Raw genomic sequence first — 15500 nt, 5'->3', positions numbered from 1 at the left:
GCTTGGCCGACCGTCAGTCTTCCTGTTCCTGCTTGAGTTCCACGAGGAGACGCTGGGCCAGTTCCACGCAGCCCACCGCGTCCTCGGCGGTGCCGTCGGCGCCCATGTCGTCAGCGAACTCCTGGGTGACCGACGCGCCGCCCACCATGATCTTGACGTCCTCCCGCATGTCGTTGTCGATGAAGGCGTCGATGGTCTTGCCCATGTTGGGCATGGTCGTGGTGAGCAGGGCCGACATGCCCAGCAGGGGCGCTTCGTGTTCCTCCACCGCGTCCATGAACTCGTCCTCGGAGGTGTCCACCCCCAGGTCGTGGACCACGAACCCGGCGCCGCGCAACATCATGATGCACAGGTTCTTGCCGATGTCGTGGAGGTCGCCCTTGACCGTGCCCATGATGACGGTGCCGACAGGTTCGATGCCCGAGGCGGAGAGGATGGGCTCGATGTGGGCCATCCCGGCCTTCATGGCCCGGGCGCAGGCGAGAACTTCCGGGACGAAGATGAAGTTCTCCCGGAACTTGATGCCCACGACGCTCATGCCGGCGATCAGGCCGTCGTCCATCACCTCAAGCGCCTCGACCCCGTCGTCCAGCGCAGACCTGGTCAGCGTGTCGACCGTCCCGTTGTCCCCGTCGATGAGGGCCGCGGAGATCTCCTGCATGGCGGGGGTCGCCCGGGCGAAAGCGTCGATGATCCGCGTCCGCTCGTTGGGCCTTTCGATGAACTCTTCTATCTCGTCCTTCAGAAAGTCGTTGGCAATATCGTTAAGTGCTGCCATGCGCTCCCGTCCGGTCCTCCGTGATCATGCAAGAAATGAAACCTGCCGCTTTTGCCAGGCGGTCCGCCGCGCGGCGCGGGGCGGCGTATACAGTCGTCGAACGCGACTCACGGACCGATATGCGCGTGGTGGACATGCCAGTCCTTCACCGCCTGCGGAATCGCCTTCAGGTTCTCGACGGACGCCTGCAGGGGAACGGCGCACTCCGGTCCCACCATATGAATCCCGTGTTCCAGGTTCTGGTGGACTTCCATGCACACCTCTTCCGGTCCCCGTGCGAAGAGCGTCTCGGGATTGTTGATGTTGCCCACGAGGGAGATCTTGCCGTCGACGGCCTCCATGGACTCCTGGGGCTTGTTTTTCGAATCGAAATGAAATGCCGCGAAGCCGGTCTCCGCGATGTAGCCCATGCGGTCCACGGTACGCCCGCAGATATGCATGATCAGCGGGATGGGAATCCGTTCGGCCATCTCGATGTGCAGGTCCCGAAGAAACCGCCGGTAGTAGTCGCTGCTCACCAGGTCGCCCGTGGCGTGGTCGGGCAGGGTCAGTGCGTCCGCACCGGCCTCGATCTGCGCGATGCCGAACTCCACCGTGGCTTCCTTCATGCGGTCCAGGGCGAGATGGGTCCTTCCGGGGTCGTCGAGGGACATGAGCAGGAAGGGTTCCACGCCGAAGCAGTGGTATCCCAGGGACCAGGGTCCCATGGTCTTGCCGATGACCGCCACCTCGTCGCCATATTCCTTCTTGAGCTTCTTGATGGCCTCGAGGACGCATTTCGTGTCCTGGTGCGTCAGGAAATCCGGGGGGAGCTTGATGTCGTCCACGTCCGTCCAGATGGGCTCGCGCATTTGAACGGTCGGCCAGTTGTCCTTCTGCTCCCACTGGATCTTGCAACCCAGTGCGGAGGACTCCTGGATGATGGTAAAGACCGGCATGATGGTGTCGAATCCAAGTTCGGTGTAGCTCGTGGCCGCCAGACGGGCCATGAGCTCCGGGTCCCGGTTGGCGTCCGGAAAAGGCGCGTCGACGAGATCCATCAGTTCCACCGTGGCGACCGACGTCGGATTGCACACGGGCGTGCGGTCCACGGGCTCTCCCTTCAGTGCGGCGAGTACCCGGTCCCGGCCCTTCATCTGCTTTATGGTGTTATCGCTCATAACGGTCTCCTTTAACCGTCCTGCTGACTGGGCGCGGCCAGGACGCCCCGGCTCGCGACCGCTTCCTGTTCGCGCAGGACGGCCCGGACGTTGGGTGCGCGGACCAGCAACAGCCCGACCAGCGCGTCGTGTTCCTGGCCACAGGGGAAAGCCACCTGGTCCAGCGTGCCGCTTACCTCGTCCATCTCGGCCAGTTTCATCAGCCCGCCGGCGATAAAGGAGATGCGACGCTCGCGGTCCTTGCCCTCGCCGTGGGCTGTAACGCGGTAGACGCCGTCGCCCTCGCTCAGGACCTGGATCTGCAAGCCCGACTTCTTGTCCAGGATCTGCAGCGGCCGTGGTTCGACGGGGCCGGCCGGATCCAGTTTGCAGGCTTCGAGGAACACCCGCTTTACCGCCCGCTGGTGTGCATAGCCGCAGTGGAACTGCAGGCGCCCTCCGCTGGCCGGCTCCATGCCTCCGAGGACTTCCATGGCCTTCACCACGAAGGCGATCCGATCCTCGACGCCTTCCCGCCGGCTGTAGGTGAATACCTGGTAGACCGGTCCCGCGTCGTCCTGCTGGCGGTACAGGCCGATCGAAATGTCCCCGAAATGAGCATCGAGAGGTACCAGTTCGATGCGCCTGCCTATGTCGACCGTCTGACCCAAAGGACTGCTCCACTCATGACCGTTCGCGGCCGATCCTGTCCACCGCCGCGGACGGTTATCTCCGGACCGCATACCGCTGTCCATCTCTTCAACGTTCGCGGCCGATCCTATCCCCTTTCGTATCCGTCTTCCAACTGCTTCAGAACGGCTTCCGCCACCGATTCGACCTCTTCTTCTTCGCCCGGCCATTCCTGCTTACCGGACCATTGCCACTCGTCGAGGTAGGCGTCGGTGCCGGTCAGTCCGTCCCGCATGGCCACCCGGTCGATTTCCTGCTGGAACCAGTCGGGCATCTGGCGCGAAAGGGGCCGGCGTCCTCCGGTGCGGTCACCGTAGACGCGCACCTGCGCCGGGATGTCCCGCCAGTAGAGTACCTGGTACACGGCCATGGTGATCGATCCTGTGCTCAAGCCGACGGGTCCACCCGGTCCATCGCTTCGCGAAAGGCCCGGATATGAGCGACCCCCGTGCCGCAGCATCCGCCGATGAAATAGGCGCCGGCCTCGAGGAGTTCCGGTATGTAAGCGGCCATCTGTTCCGGGGTATTGTCGTAGTAGGTCCGGTGTTGATCGTCCAGCCGGGCCCTGCCCGCGTTGGGATAGGCCATCATGCGTTTCGGCGTCTCCCCCCGGGCATCCATGGCGCGCTTCAACTGGCCGATGCCGTTGATGGCGTAAGGCATCCCCGTGTGCTCGTCGCGCCGGGACTCAGCGCCGCAGTTCAGCCCGACGACCTGTACGTGTGCAAGCAGGTCGCGTCCGCCGGACTGCGCGCCACCCAGGCCGCCCGCCAGGATCTCCAGGAGATTGGCCGCCGAGTGGCCCCAGTCCGTCTTGTAGACGACCTCGCCCGTGGCGCGGTCCTTCGTATACTTGTACGTCTGGTTCACGGCAATGGGTAGATCGAACTGCCTCAACACGTCCACGGCCAGGGCCGCCTCGTTGGCGGAGAACATGGTCTCGACGCAGAAGAAATCAACGCCGCCCTCCGCGAGCGTCGTGCCCACACGCTCGTGGGCGTCCCGGGCGATGCTGTTCGCGATGCCGAACTCCGTGTCGCCGCTGTCGGCCTCGATGGCGCCCGGCAGGGGACCGATGGAACCGGCGAGGTAAACGTCCCGCCCGCTGCGTTCGATAGCGGCCCGGGCATGTTCCAGGGACAGACGGATCAGTCCATCGGATTCCGAGGCGTCTTTGCCGGCCATTTCGAGATGAGGAAAAGACGCCACGAACGTATTCGTCCCGATCGCTTCCGAGCCTGCTTCAATATAATCGAAGTGGATGTCCCTGACAATGTCGGGGTACAGCTCGTTGGCCAGCGCGCTGTTGGCCAGTTCGATGCCGCGGGCGAAGAGTTCGGTGCCGAAACCGCCGTCGTATAGGAGGGGGCGGTCGTCGGCGATGCGTTCAAGAAAGGATATCATGCTGCATACTCCGGAAGAACGGTCCGTTCACCTGGCGACTGAATGGACATCGCCTGGCGCCTGCATTGCTGCCGCCGCGCCTCAGGGCGCCTCGAAGGACACCTGCTCGCGGGTGCGCAACTCCATCGGCCGAAGCGCATGGTAGATGAATTCGTTGACCGGCGTGGGCACGCCCGCTTCCCTGCCCATGCGGACCAGCGCGCCGGTCTGGGCTTCGAGTTCGGAGAAGCGCTCTTCCATGATATCCCGCTGCATGGAGGCGGTACCGCCGTATTCCACGCTGTCCAGGGTGGCCAGGGTCTGGGCCACGATGTCTTCAGGTAGGCTGACGCCCAGGGCGGTGGCCACCTGGTGGATTTCCTCCATGGCCGTTTCGAGAAGCCGCCGCGTCCCGGGCTGGCTGCGGACGACGCCGATCGGCGCGCGGGTCACGCCGCCGATTCCGCTCCATGAGGCGATGAGGATGTACTTGCGCCACATGGCGGCCTGAATGTCCGCCGGCGTGTCCACGATGAGTCCCCTGGCGCCTTCGAAGGCCCGGCGGAGCCGGTCGACCCGTTCGCTGGACCGGTTGTCCCATTCGCCGAAATTGACGAAGGGCTCGTAGGCGACGTGCCGGATGAGACCCGGTTCGGCGATGAACGAGACGATCCCGCATACGCCGCCGAGTACGTGACGCCAGCCGAATTCCCTGGCGAGTTGCTCCGGGGTCTCCACCCCGTTCTCCATGGGCAGGATGCAGGTATCCGGTCCGAGCAGGGGCCGGAGTCCGTCGAGGGCGTCGGGTACCTGCCAGCACTTGACGCAGAGCATGACGACGTCCACGTCGCCGGCCTGCCTGGAATCGCCGATGGCCTCGATGGAAGGCAGCGTAAAGTCGCCCTTGGTGCTTTCCACGCGGAGACCGTCCCGCTGAAGGGCTTCCAGGTGCTCGCCGCGCGCGATGAATACGACCTCTTCCCCCGCCTCGGCAAGCCGTCCGCCGTAATAACCGCCTACGCCTCCCGTACCGAATACCGCTATGCGCACATGTGCCTCCGCTGGTCCCGGAATCCCGGTCGATGAATCGATTTCCTTTTTACGCCTTCCCTATGACACCGCGCCGGGTCGGTAGCCACCTTCGACTCCGGTCCGGCGCCGTCAAGCAAGCAGGCCAATATAATGGAATGAAGTTCGGGAGAGCAACTGCTTTTCAAGGCACCCGGCGAGAGACTGCGACCGGCGAGACGCACGGAGAACAACTCGCTCCCACCGCCGTGTTCGTCAACGCCCACCGCGCTCGAGTACGAAGGCTTCCATGGCGTAGTACTGGGGGAAGCCCAGCTTGTCGAGACGCCGGGCCGTGTGGGTGTTGCGGTCCTGCACCCGCTCCCAGAATTCCCGGTCGTCGTACGCGCCGGGGAACATGGCGGTGTCCTTCTGGGATTCGTGCCGGAAGATGGCCTGGATCTTGCGCTGGAGGTCTTCATAAGACAGGGGGATGAACACATCCGCCTCGTCCACTTCCCACTCCTGCCATGCGCCCCGGTAGAGCCACACGTCCGGGTCCGTCCGGTCGTAGACGGCGAGGGCTCGATCGATGACCTCCTTGCACATGCGGTGGGTGCCGTGGGGATCGGACAGGTCTCCGGCGACGAAGACGACTTCGGGACGGATGTCGTTGAGCAGATCGAGGACGATCCCCACGTCCTCTTCGCCGATGGGGTGCTTCTTCACCTGGCCGGTCTTGTAGAAGGGCAGGTCCAGGAACCGGGTCTTTTCCGGCGGGATGTCGAGCGTCGAAGCCGCCGCGATGGCTTCGGACCGGCGGATGTTGGTCTTTATGACCTGGACTTCGGGGATGTCCACCTGGCCGGCCTGCTTCGTCTCGATGAAGGACCGCACCTTGTCCACGATGCCGTCGAACTTCGCGTGGGCGCAACCCAGGTCCCGGAAGGTCAGGCCGATGAAATCGATAAGCCGTTTCACGTCCTCGTCGAAGACGGCGATGTTGCCGCTGGTCATGTAGGCGATGGTGATGTCGTTCCCGGCGCCGGACAAACGGTACAGCGTGCCGCCCATGGAGATGACGTCGTCGTCCGGGTGGGGCGAGAAGCAGATGCACCGCTTGTTGGAGAAGAAGTCCTCCCGGCCGTAGATCTTGGCGCGGACCGCGTCGAAGGTCTTTCGGTTGAGCTCGTCGACCGAAGGGACGGTATCGACCAGGGAGTAGAGGTCGCAGGCGTTGTAGTCCCTTCGCTGCAGGTGCAAAACCGGCTTTTCCACCTGCTCGCACAGCCAGAGCACGGCCCGTTGCGAGAGCTGGTCGGTCCAATCCACCGCATGGTTGTTCAGCCAGGGACGCTTGACCCGGGTCAGCTCGCTGGACGCGGGCGGATCGATGAAGACCGTCGCGTTCGGGTGGTTCTGGAGGTAGCTGGCCGCCACGAGGGGGCTGACCTCGCCCTCCACCGCCTGGCGGATGATGGGCGCCTTGTGCTCGCCCGTGGCCATGAGGATGATGCGTTCCGCGTCGAGGATGGTCCCCACGCCCATGGTCACCGCCTCGATGGGCACGTTGTCCTCGCCGAAGAAATCGGAAGCGGCGTCCTTGCGCGTGCTCTCGTCCAGCCGGATCAGCCGGGTGCGGGTGTTCGGAAGGGAGCCCGGTTCGTTGAATCCGATGTGGCCGGTGCGCCCGATGCCCAGGAGCTGGATGCCGATGCCGCCCACGGACCGGATCCGTTCCTCGTACCACGCGCAGTGATCCTCGATCTCCTCCGGGGCCAGGTCGCCCAGGGGGATGTGGACCTGGTCCGCGGGTATGTCGACGTGGTCGAAGAGATACTCGTGCATGTAGCGGTGATAGCTCTGGGCCGACTGCCGCGACATGGGGTAGTACTCGTCGAGGTTGAAGGTGACGATGTTCTCGAAACTGATGCCGCCGCGGTGCAGCGCGATCAGTTCCCCGTATACGTCGATGGGCGTGGAACCCGTGCAGAGACCCAGCACGGCCGTCTTCCCCGCCTTGGCGCGCGCCTGCGCGTAAGCGACGATCTCCCTGGCGACGGTCCGGGAGAGCGCCTTGTGGTCGGGACAGATGGCGACAGATATGTGTTCGGTGTCGGGATGCATGAAATTAAACTGTCCGGTCAAACCGTTGACGATGTGTGGCGACGGTTCCGCCGTAACGACGGTTACGCCTTTGGCGACGGTTCCACCCCCGCGACGACGGTTACGCCGTAACGACGGTTACGCCCCCGCGACGACGATTACGCCGCGGGTTTCTGCCCCGAGGCCAGGAAGATCCCGATGCGGGCGAAATCGTCGCAGCAGGTCGACTGCACTTCACAGGAGGTGCCGGCGTCGCCCACGCGGACGTCCCGCAGTCCCGCCGCCTCGAACCAGGTCCTTATATCGGTTCGCTTGAATCCCAGCCAGCGGTCGTGGTGCTCTTCGCGCAGAAACTCGAATTCGTGCTCGTCCGCATCCGTGATCACCAGTTTACCGTCCGGTTTCAGGATTCTTGCCATCTCCCGGATGGCGTCCGGTGGCGATTCAACGTGATGGAGACACATGTTGGCGAAGGCGTAGTCGACCGTTTCACCGGGAATGGGAATGTCTTCGGCGTTGCCGATGCGGTAGTCGATCGCCGGGTACCGGGCGAATTTCGTCCTCATTTCATTCAGGATGACTTCGGACTGGTCGACGGCGATCACCCGCAGCCCTTCCTCGATCAGGCCCTGCGAGATAAAGCCCGTGCCGGCGCCGATGTCGGCGGCGACTTTGCCCGTTTCGACCTCGGCCGCCGCCAGGGCGCTCACCCGGACGTCGTCGGAGTAAAATCCTTCGCGCATTTCGTCCCAGTCCGGGGCGACACGATCGAAGAAGTTCTTGCTGCTCAACGGCATACTTTCCTTGTTTGCGCCATGGCGAACTTTGTGTCATGCGCGCGCCTTCTCGCGAACGCATGGGGGAACGCGCCTGGAGTCCTTCCGTCAGGCACGGGCATCAGTGGACACCCCAGGGGTCACCGGAGACGCACAGGGCGTGTATTATAATTGCACGCATACAATATACATATATTATCAAATTACACGCGAAAGTGTCAATTCCTTCGCGAACCCGTGCCCGGTCGTTCGCGTAACTGACTTAAAAAACAAGAGTTATTTAACCATTTTACATCCTTCATGAGACTTTGCCTGGATAGTTTCGTCCCGCCCCTCGACCGGATCACGAAGGGGACCGCAAGCTGGGTCAGGGAGCTGGGTTTCTCCGTCGTGGGCGTGGACCTGGAACCGGTCTTGCCGGTCGATGTGAATACCTGCCGTGCGGTCCGCGAGGTTCTCGATGGGGAAGGCGTCTCCATCGGCCAGGTCTGGAGCGTGGAGACGCCCCTCGTCCGACCGGACCGGGGTGAATCCGCGACTCATCTCCAGGACCTGCGCAACCGCGTACCCCTGGCCGCGGCCCTCGGTTGCCGGGTGCTCCTCACGGAAGCCGGCGGCATGCACCCGGCGAACGCCCGGTATCCCCACCCGCAGAACCACGGCGAAGAAGCGCTGGCGCGGCTCGTAGCGGCGTTGAAGGAGGTCGCGCCCTTCGCCGGGGACCACGGCGTAACCATCGCGCCGGAGATGTCGCTGATGACGATCCTGTCGACTGTGGCCCGCGCGGAAGCACTCGTCACGGAAGTCGGCCACACCGGCATCGGGGTCAACTTCGATCCCGCAAACATCCTCGATCCACTCAACATGTACGATTCCGGCGCGTTCGTGGACGACGCCTTCGACCGCCTGGGAAGCCGCATCGTGAACGTCCATGCCAAGGACACGGCGGCCCGGGACGTGCCCCTCATCGTACACCTCGAGGAACGGTCCGCCGGCCAGGGCGTGCTGGACTACGAGCGCCTGTTGCGCCGCGCGGCATCTCTGCCGGAGTGGACGTGCATCGTCGTGGAGCACCTTACCGACTACGGGCAGGTGGATGAGGTGAGGCGGTTCCTGGTGGAAACGGCCGAGAAGGCGGGCGCGCGGTTCGAGTAACCGGCCGCGCTGCTCCTACGCGCAGAGCTCGTGGTCCTTGCTCCACCGGTTGAAGGACGGGTTGGGCAGGCCGGCGAGGGCGTCCCTGGCATCCACCCACATCTGGTCCCACGCCACGGGATCAGTCAGGATTCGCTCCGGGTTGGCCTTGCTGCGGGCCACGAATCCGGGAAAGGCGCCCCGTCCCGATGCCTGGCCGATGGGGTTGTAGCGCAGGTCGTAGCTCCACCGGATCTCGTTGCTCTTGTTGGGCAGCGACGAGTGGCAGGTATGCTTGTGCAGGAACAGGACGTCGCCGGGCTTTGTCGGCTGGGGAACGGCGGTGGACCGGTCCTTCACCTTCTCAGGGATTTCGAGGCCCCAGATATCGGGGCAGTGGTGAAGCAGCCCGTCGCGGTGGCTTTCGGGGATGACGGCCAGGCATCCCTGGTCGACGGTCGCCTCTTTCAACGAGAACCATACCGTCAGCATGTCGGTGTCGTCGGCCTCTTTCGTGACGACGCCGTTGTCCTGGTGCCACGGCGAGATGCCGAGTTGAATGCGCCCCGTGTTGGGGTTGATCGGCGTCAGGTGCTCGGGAAGCTTGATGCGCACGTGCTGGACCGGGTTGGAGTAGATCTCCGGACCAATGAAGCACTCCACGGCATCGAGCAGCCCCGGGTTGGTCAGGACGTCGAACACCGCCGGACCGCACCAAAAGGGTGTATCTTCCTTGATATTGCCCTGGGGCAGGGTAAAATCAAAATACTGCGCGTGGACTGAGCCGCTTTCCCCCCAGACTTTCGTGATGCGTTCGCCGAAAGGCAGGTCTTCGTACCTGGATTCGATTTTTCCTGACAGGTACAGTTCGTCTGCGAGCCGATCGAGCACGGTCCCGTATTCCTCGATCACGGGATCGAGCACTTCTTCCTGGTCCAGCAGGCCCCGCACCATCAAGTAACCCTGGTCTTCGAAGAAGGCCATCTGTTCGTCGGAAATGGGTGACATTACAACCTCCCTATCGCTTTTTGCAGGGTCTGGCGGGTCGTCCGCGTCAGGACGCGTCAACATATAGACAAGAATTCGGCGCGTCAGCGGTATATTCTGGGTGGAACCGGGTTCGACGTTGTACTATTCATATTGTATGTCGGCCAGTGAAGTCGGCCGGTCTTATTATAGCGGTCGTTTGGACCGTGCGCAAGGGAAGATGGCTCGCGGTTCCCTATAGCCGTTCCATAAAAACGCAACCGGTGTTTTCGTTGGCGGCGCCCGCGTCATGCCCGATCCGCCGCATTGACTGAAAGGTGCCGTTGACCGTGGCCGAAAACCATCGATCCGGACCGGGACGGGATGATGCGCCGGATGACCGTCAGGAGGTCTTTCGCAGGCTTTTCGACGCGTGGCACGGACGCATCTACCAGACCTGCTTCCGGCTCATGGGACACCCGCAGGAGGCGGAGGACATCACCCAGGACGTCTTCGTACGGGCCATGCAGGCTTACGACCGGTTCCGGGGCGACGCCGACCCGGGCACGTGGCTTTACCGTATCGCGGTGAACCAGTGCCTCAACGTCCGGCGCCGAAAACGCCGGCTGCAGTGGCTGGCCCTGGACTTCTGGAACGAGGGCGTCGACGAGACGACATCGACCGTGAACCGGAGCGGCGGTGTCGAGGACGTACTTCAGCAGACGGACCGGGAGCGCATCGTCGGGAAAGCCATCGACGCGCTACCCGAACGGCAGCGAACGGCCCTGATCCTCTCCCATTTCGAGCGCATGTCCTACAAGGCCATCGCCGAAACCATGGACTGCACGCCCTCCGCGGTGGAGTCCCTGCTGCACCGGGCCAAGACCAATCTCGCCAGGCGTCTGCGGCCGCACCTGGGGGATTTGTGATTCGTTGATGCGTTCGCGCCCACGCAGCCGCAAAATTGCTCGCCTCGGTCCTGGGGCATCGAGGCGCACAAAAAACGAATGGATCACCGCCGCCGGGCCGTAGGGGCTGTCCGCCGGCCCGGCCGCACCGGATTCGGCGAGACCGAAGGTTGCGCCGAGCTGCCTGCGGATCTGCGCCGCCGCGATCAGGGCGTAGGCTTCGGTCGCGCCGCGCACCCGGACCTCCGCATCGGCCAGTTGCAGCAGTTCGCGCCGCGCGTCGCGGGTATAGATGACGCCGCCGCCCCGGAAATACGCCGAAGCGCCCGGCACCGCGAGCAGGGCTGCCGACACCAGCCCGCCCGACGACGATTCCGAAACCGCGACCGTCCAGCCGTTGTCCTTCAGGATGGCGGCGCAGTCCCGCGCCGACGCCAGCAGCGATTCCATGGCTTCGTCCCCCGTCCGGTCCGCAAACCGGACTGCTGTAGCGGACCGTCCCCGGGGCCGCAAGACGGCCCTGCCGGCCGCGGTCCAGGGTGACGGTCGCGATCCGTCCAATCCGCTCGATCCAGACAGGAGTCATCGGGGGTCGCCCGCGATCAGCTTCGCCTCCAGCAGGTCGCGGACGTAACCGGGGATCGGCGCGGCCTTGCGCTCGACCTTGTCGAAGAGCACCTCGACCAGGTCGGCGGTGGCATGGACGACGCCGCTGTGGGTGTCGCGCATCCGCTCGCGGTAGGTAAAGCTTTTCGTGCCGACGCGGACGATGGCGCTTTCGACGACCCAGAGCTGGCCGACCCGCATCTCCTGCAGGAAATCGATCTTGAGCGACGCCACGACGCCGATCAGGCCCAGCTTCTCCTCCATCTCGAGGATCGGGACGCCGATCGCCGACCATATGTGGAAACTCGCATCGTCGAATGCCTCGGCGTAGAAGCGCACGTTCATGTGGCCGAAATGATCGCACTTCCAGGGCACCACCACCCCGCGGCCGGTCTCGTACCAGCCCTCTTCCGCTGCAACCGTCACCGGCGTCTCCCGCATCCGTTCATACGCCGGTGATAGAGCAGGAGCCGGGTTGCGGATAAGGGGCAATTTGGCCCCGTCTGTTGAATGGCGCCGCTTGAGCGATTCCTGCGGCTACTGACGCCGGCCTTCACTCAGGCGCCGATCCGGATGGCGATGTCCTTGACCTGGGTGTAGTTGGCCAGGGCGACCATGCCCTGCTCCCGGCCGATGCCGCTCATCTTGACGCCGCCATGGGGCACCTGGACCGGGCTCTGGAACCATTCGTTGACCCAGACCATGCCGGCCTTCAGGTCGCGCGCCACGCGCATCGCCCGGTCGATGTCGCGGGTGAACACGCCGGACGTCAGCCCGAATTCGAGGCCGTTGGCGATGGCCACGGCCTCGGCCTCCGTGTCGAACGGAATGACGGCGAGCACCGGGCCGAATATCTCCTCGCGCGCCAGCGTGGACGCCGGGTCGACCCGGTCGAACAGGGCGGGCCGGATGAAATAGCCGCGGTCCAGCCCCTCGGGCCGCCGGCCGCCGGTCAGCAGCCGCGCGCCCTCCCGCTCTCCGGCGCCGACGAAGCCGGCGGTCTGTTCCAGATGGCCGGCGCTGACCAGCGGTCCGAGATCGGGATTGTCCAGACCGGGCGCGACCGTGAGTGCCGCGGTCTTCTCGGCCAGCGCCTCGACATAGGCATCGTGCAGGGACCGCTCGACCAGGACGCGGGACACGGACGTGCAGACCTGGCCGGCATTGGTGAACGCGCCGCGCATCGTCTGGGCGATGGCCTTCTCCGTATCGCAGTCGGCGAACACGATCTGGGGGTTCTTGCCGCCCAGTTCGAGCACGACCGGCCTGATGCCCTCGGCCGCGTAGCCCATGATCCGGCGTCCGGTGTCGATCGAGCCGGTAAAGGCGATGCCTCGGACGAGCGGATGCCGCGCCAGCGCCGCGCCGGCTTCGCCGCCGCTGCCGGTCACGACGTTCACGACGCCCGCCGGCAGGCCCGCCTCGCGGCAGATCTCGCCGAGCATCAGCGTCGTTACGCTGGTCTGCGAGGCCGGCTTCACCACGGCGGTACAGCCGGCGGCGAGCGCGGGCGGCACCGAGCGGCAGGCGTTGGCGAAGGGATAGTTCCAGGGCGTGATGTGCGCGGTGACGCCGAGCGGTTCGTGCAGGGTGAAGTTGAAGCCGTCGGGGCCGACCGGCGGCGCTTCGCCCGCCAGCTTGTCGACCGCGCCGGCGTAGAAGCGGAAGGTGCGCGACGAGCGCGCGACGTTGCCGTAGGATTCGCGCAGCGGCTTGCCCATGTCGCGGGTCTCGGCAAGGGCGATCTCATCCTTCCGGGCGTCGATCAGATCGGCGATCCGGTTGAGCAGCGCGCCGCGTTCCTCCGGCGCCGTCCGGCCCCAGCCGTCTTCGAAGGCCCGCGCGGCCGACCGCGCGGCCCGGTCGACATCGTCGGCGTCCGCGCGCGGGACCCTGCCGATCTCTTCCTCGCTGGCCGGATCGACGACAGGCATCCATTTGCCGGATGCCGGCACACACCATTCGTTGTCGATGAACAGCCTGTCGGGCCATGTCGGGGTCATGGACCGTGTTCTCCGGTTACGGGCCGATGCCGAGGCGAAGTCGAGAAACACGCTTGTTACGTCCGCCGGTCTTAATGTTAAAGTAATGATAACATATTGGTCAATTGCCCGGACCTCGTCGCGGGCATAGGCTGGAGGCGACGATGGAAGAGCCGAGAATCGTTCGGGGCCGGGAGGCGGAGGTCCATCCCCTCCACGGCGAAGGCAGTATCAAGCGGTTGATCTATCCGCAGACCGTCGGATCGCAGAAACTGTTCGTCGGTATCGCCGAGGTCGGGCCCGGCGAGGCGCCGCATGTGTTCCACCGGCACGGCGTCGAGCGGATCGGGAACCTTGAGCTGACCTACGCCGAAGATTTCGAGGAATTCTATTTCGTCGTCGAGGGGAATGCGCTGATGCAGTGGCGGGAGGCCGACGGCGCCGGGCACGAAGTCCCGGTCTCGGCCGGGGACGCGATCTACATGCCGGTCGGTGCCGCCGAACACCGGATATTCAACAACGGCACCGGCACGCTCAAGGTGCTGTACGGCGGCACGCCCCCGGCCGCGATCCGCCGGCTTGCCGACGACGCCTGAGAAAGGAACCGACAATGGCGAAGATGACGGCCGCGCAGGCCATTGCCCGCTTCCTGAAGTCGGTCGGGACCGAGCGCTACTACTTCTATAACGGGCACGCCAACTGGGGGCTGCTCGACGCGCTGGAATACGATGCCGAAATCAGGGGCATCCGCACGCGCCACGAGGTTCACGCCGTGCATATGGCCGATACCGACTGGCGGATGCGGCGCACGCTGCCGATCCCCGTGACCTGCACGACGGTCGGGCCGGGCAATTTCAACACCATTCCGGCGATCGCCGAGGCGTTTTTCGATTCGACGCCGATGCTGTGCCTGATGGCCGGCGGGGCGACCAAGTGGTTCGGGCGCGGCGGGATACAGGAGGTCTACCGCAACGGCGAGGACGAATTCATCCAGATATTCAAGAATATCGCCAAACATGCGGTCATGACGATCCGGCCGGATACCGCGCTGTCGAGCGTCATGCGGGCGTACAAGACCGCCATCACCGGGCGGCCCGGCCCGGTGGTCGTCTATCTGCCGCTCGATGTCCAGAACACGGAAATCGACATCGAGTTGCCGGCCGAGCCGCGTGCATGGATCGAAATGGCGGCGCCGGGGCCCGATCCGCAGGCGGTCGCCCGGGCGGTCGATCTGATCGCGCAGGCGGAACGGCCGATCGTCTACCTTTCGACCGGCGTCCATAATGCGCGCGCCTGGGACGCCCTGCGCACTTTCGCCGAGACGGCGCAAATTCCGGTCGCGACGACCTTCGGCGGCAAGGGCAGCATCCCGGAGGATCATCCGCTCAGCCTCGGCGTCTGCAACCGGTCCGGCACCGGCCACGCGGTCAACGCGGCGACCCATGCCGATGTCGTGATCGGGGTCGGCACGCATTTCAACGACCTGAACACCGCCGGCTGGAGCTTCTTCGACTTCGACGGAAAGCAGAAGCTGATCCATATCGATATCGACCCCGGCGAGATCGGCCGGGTCTATCCGAACGCGGTCGGTATCGTGTCGGACGCCCGTCTCGGCCTCGAAGCGCTGACCGGGCGATGGAAGGCGCAAGGCCTGGAGGCGCCGGACCGGCAGGCCTGGCTCGACCGGATCGCCGGCTGGCGCCGCGATTGGCTCGCGGAGATCGAGCCGGCCGTCACCTCCGACCGCGCGCCGCTGCACTATGCCCGGCTCGTCAAGGATGCCTCCGACGCGATCAACGCGTTCGACCCGCAAACGTCCATCGTCTGCGACACCGGCTTCGTGATGAATTACCTGCCGGCCTTCTACACGCTGAAACATCCGTATTTTTCGACCAACAACCAGCAATTCGGCCAGATGGGCTTCGGCCCGCCCGGCGTCGTCGGGGCCGGCCTAGCGCGGCCCGACCATCCCGTGGTCGTGTTCTGCGGCGACCAGTCGTTCATCCACACCGGCCTGTCGCTGG

The 15500-nt window shown here is 64.7% G+C and carries 15 protein-coding genes and 1 pseudogene; 4 read left to right on the top strand and 12 right to left on the bottom strand.

The window, feature by feature from the left end; genetic code table 11:
• Positions 1-13 precede the first annotated feature (13 nt).
• From OXH56_07250 to OXH56_07215, 8 genes are all read right to left on the bottom strand, one after another.
• On the bottom strand, positions 14-778 hold the full coding sequence (locus OXH56_07250) for a corrinoid protein (protein ID MCY3555104.1): 765 nt from the start codon (positions 776-778) through the stop codon (positions 14-16).
• Positions 779-885: 107 nt separating this feature from the next.
• Positions 886-1938 (bottom strand): MtaA/CmuA family methyltransferase, encoded by a 1053-nt coding sequence (locus OXH56_07245; protein ID MCY3555103.1) that lies wholly within the window; start codon positions 1936-1938, stop codon positions 886-888.
• Positions 1939-1949: 11 nt separating this feature from the next.
• On the bottom strand, positions 1950-2588 hold the full coding sequence (locus tag OXH56_07240; protein ID MCY3555102.1) for a hypothetical protein: 639 nt from the start codon (positions 2586-2588) through the stop codon (positions 1950-1952).
• A gap of 107 nt (positions 2589-2695) precedes the next feature.
• Positions 2696-2998 carry a virulence factor gene (locus tag OXH56_07235; protein MCY3555101.1) on the bottom strand — a complete coding sequence of 101 codons (303 nt, stop codon included), beginning with the start codon at positions 2996-2998 and terminating at the stop codon, positions 2696-2698.
• Positions 2995-4011 carry a homocysteine S-methyltransferase family protein gene (locus tag OXH56_07230; protein MCY3555100.1) on the bottom strand — a complete coding sequence of 339 codons (1017 nt, stop codon included), beginning with the start codon at positions 4009-4011 and terminating at the stop codon, positions 2995-2997. The genes OXH56_07235 and OXH56_07230 overlap by 4 nt, the downstream gene beginning before the upstream one ends.
• An 81-nt stretch (positions 4012-4092) precedes the next feature.
• Positions 4093-5040: a 2-dehydropantoate 2-reductase gene (locus tag OXH56_07225; GenBank protein ID MCY3555099.1), complete on the bottom strand. Its 948-nt coding sequence runs from the start codon at positions 5038-5040 to the stop codon at positions 4093-4095.
• 234 nt (positions 5041-5274) lie between these two features.
• Entirely contained in the window at positions 5275-7125 is a 1851-nt protein-coding gene (nagB, locus tag OXH56_07220; GenBank protein ID MCY3555098.1) for a glucosamine-6-phosphate deaminase, read from the bottom strand.
• A 137-nt stretch (positions 7126-7262) separates the two neighbouring features.
• The gene (locus tag OXH56_07215) at positions 7263-7895 is read right to left on the bottom strand and encodes a class I SAM-dependent methyltransferase (GenBank protein MCY3555097.1); all 633 of its coding nucleotides are present in this window, start codon (positions 7893-7895) and stop codon (positions 7263-7265) included.
• A 285-nt stretch (positions 7896-8180) separates the two neighbouring features.
• On the opposite strand from OXH56_07215, the gene OXH56_07210 reads away from it, so the two are divergent.
• The gene (locus OXH56_07210) at positions 8181-9035 is read left to right on the top strand and encodes a sugar phosphate isomerase/epimerase (GenBank protein MCY3555096.1); all 855 of its coding nucleotides are present in this window, start codon (positions 8181-8183) and stop codon (positions 9033-9035) included.
• A gap of 15 nt (positions 9036-9050) precedes the next feature.
• Here OXH56_07210 and OXH56_07205 read toward each other — a convergent pair whose 3' ends face one another.
• The gene (locus OXH56_07205) at positions 9051-10022 is read right to left on the bottom strand and encodes a phytanoyl-CoA dioxygenase family protein (GenBank protein MCY3555095.1); all 972 of its coding nucleotides are present in this window, start codon (positions 10020-10022) and stop codon (positions 9051-9053) included.
• A gap of 308 nt (positions 10023-10330) precedes the next feature.
• On the opposite strand from OXH56_07205, the gene OXH56_07200 reads away from it, so the two are divergent.
• Complete coding sequence (locus OXH56_07200; GenBank protein ID MCY3555094.1) at positions 10331-10909, top strand: sigma-70 family RNA polymerase sigma factor; 579 nt, start codon at positions 10331-10333, stop codon at positions 10907-10909.
• Positions 10910-11026: 117 nt separating this feature from the next.
• On the opposite strand, the pseudogene OXH56_07195 reads toward OXH56_07200, so the two are convergent.
• The 3 genes and pseudogenes from OXH56_07195 to OXH56_07185 form a co-directional block, all read right to left on the bottom strand.
• Positions 11027-11338: pseudogene (locus OXH56_07195) on the bottom strand (CinA family protein).
• A gap of 132 nt (positions 11339-11470) precedes the next feature.
• Positions 11471-11920, bottom strand: a complete 450-nt coding sequence (locus tag OXH56_07190) for a thioesterase family protein (GenBank protein MCY3555093.1) — start codon at positions 11918-11920, stop codon at positions 11471-11473.
• Positions 11921-12051: 131 nt separating this feature from the next.
• Positions 12052-13497 carry an aldehyde dehydrogenase family protein gene (locus OXH56_07185; GenBank protein ID MCY3555092.1) on the bottom strand — a complete coding sequence of 482 codons (1446 nt, stop codon included), beginning with the start codon at positions 13495-13497 and terminating at the stop codon, positions 12052-12054.
• A gap of 143 nt (positions 13498-13640) precedes the next feature.
• On the opposite strand from OXH56_07185, the gene OXH56_07180 reads away from it, so the two are divergent.
• Both OXH56_07180 and OXH56_07175 read left to right on the top strand, forming a co-directional pair.
• Positions 13641-14072, top strand: a complete 432-nt coding sequence (locus OXH56_07180; protein MCY3555091.1) for a cupin domain-containing protein — start codon at positions 13641-13643, stop codon at positions 14070-14072.
• A 14-nt stretch (positions 14073-14086) separates the two neighbouring features.
• Positions 14087-15500, top strand: a 1414-nt coding sequence (locus tag OXH56_07175) for a thiamine pyrophosphate-binding protein (GenBank protein MCY3555090.1), incomplete at its 3' end; no start/stop codon positions are given.

The sequence above is a fragment of the Gemmatimonadota bacterium genome (assembly GCA_026702745.1).
GTDB lineage: Bacteria > JAAXHH01 > JAAXHH01 > JAAXHH01 > JAAXHH01 > JAAXHH01.
This window is presented reverse-complemented; position numbering and strand designations above follow the sequence as displayed.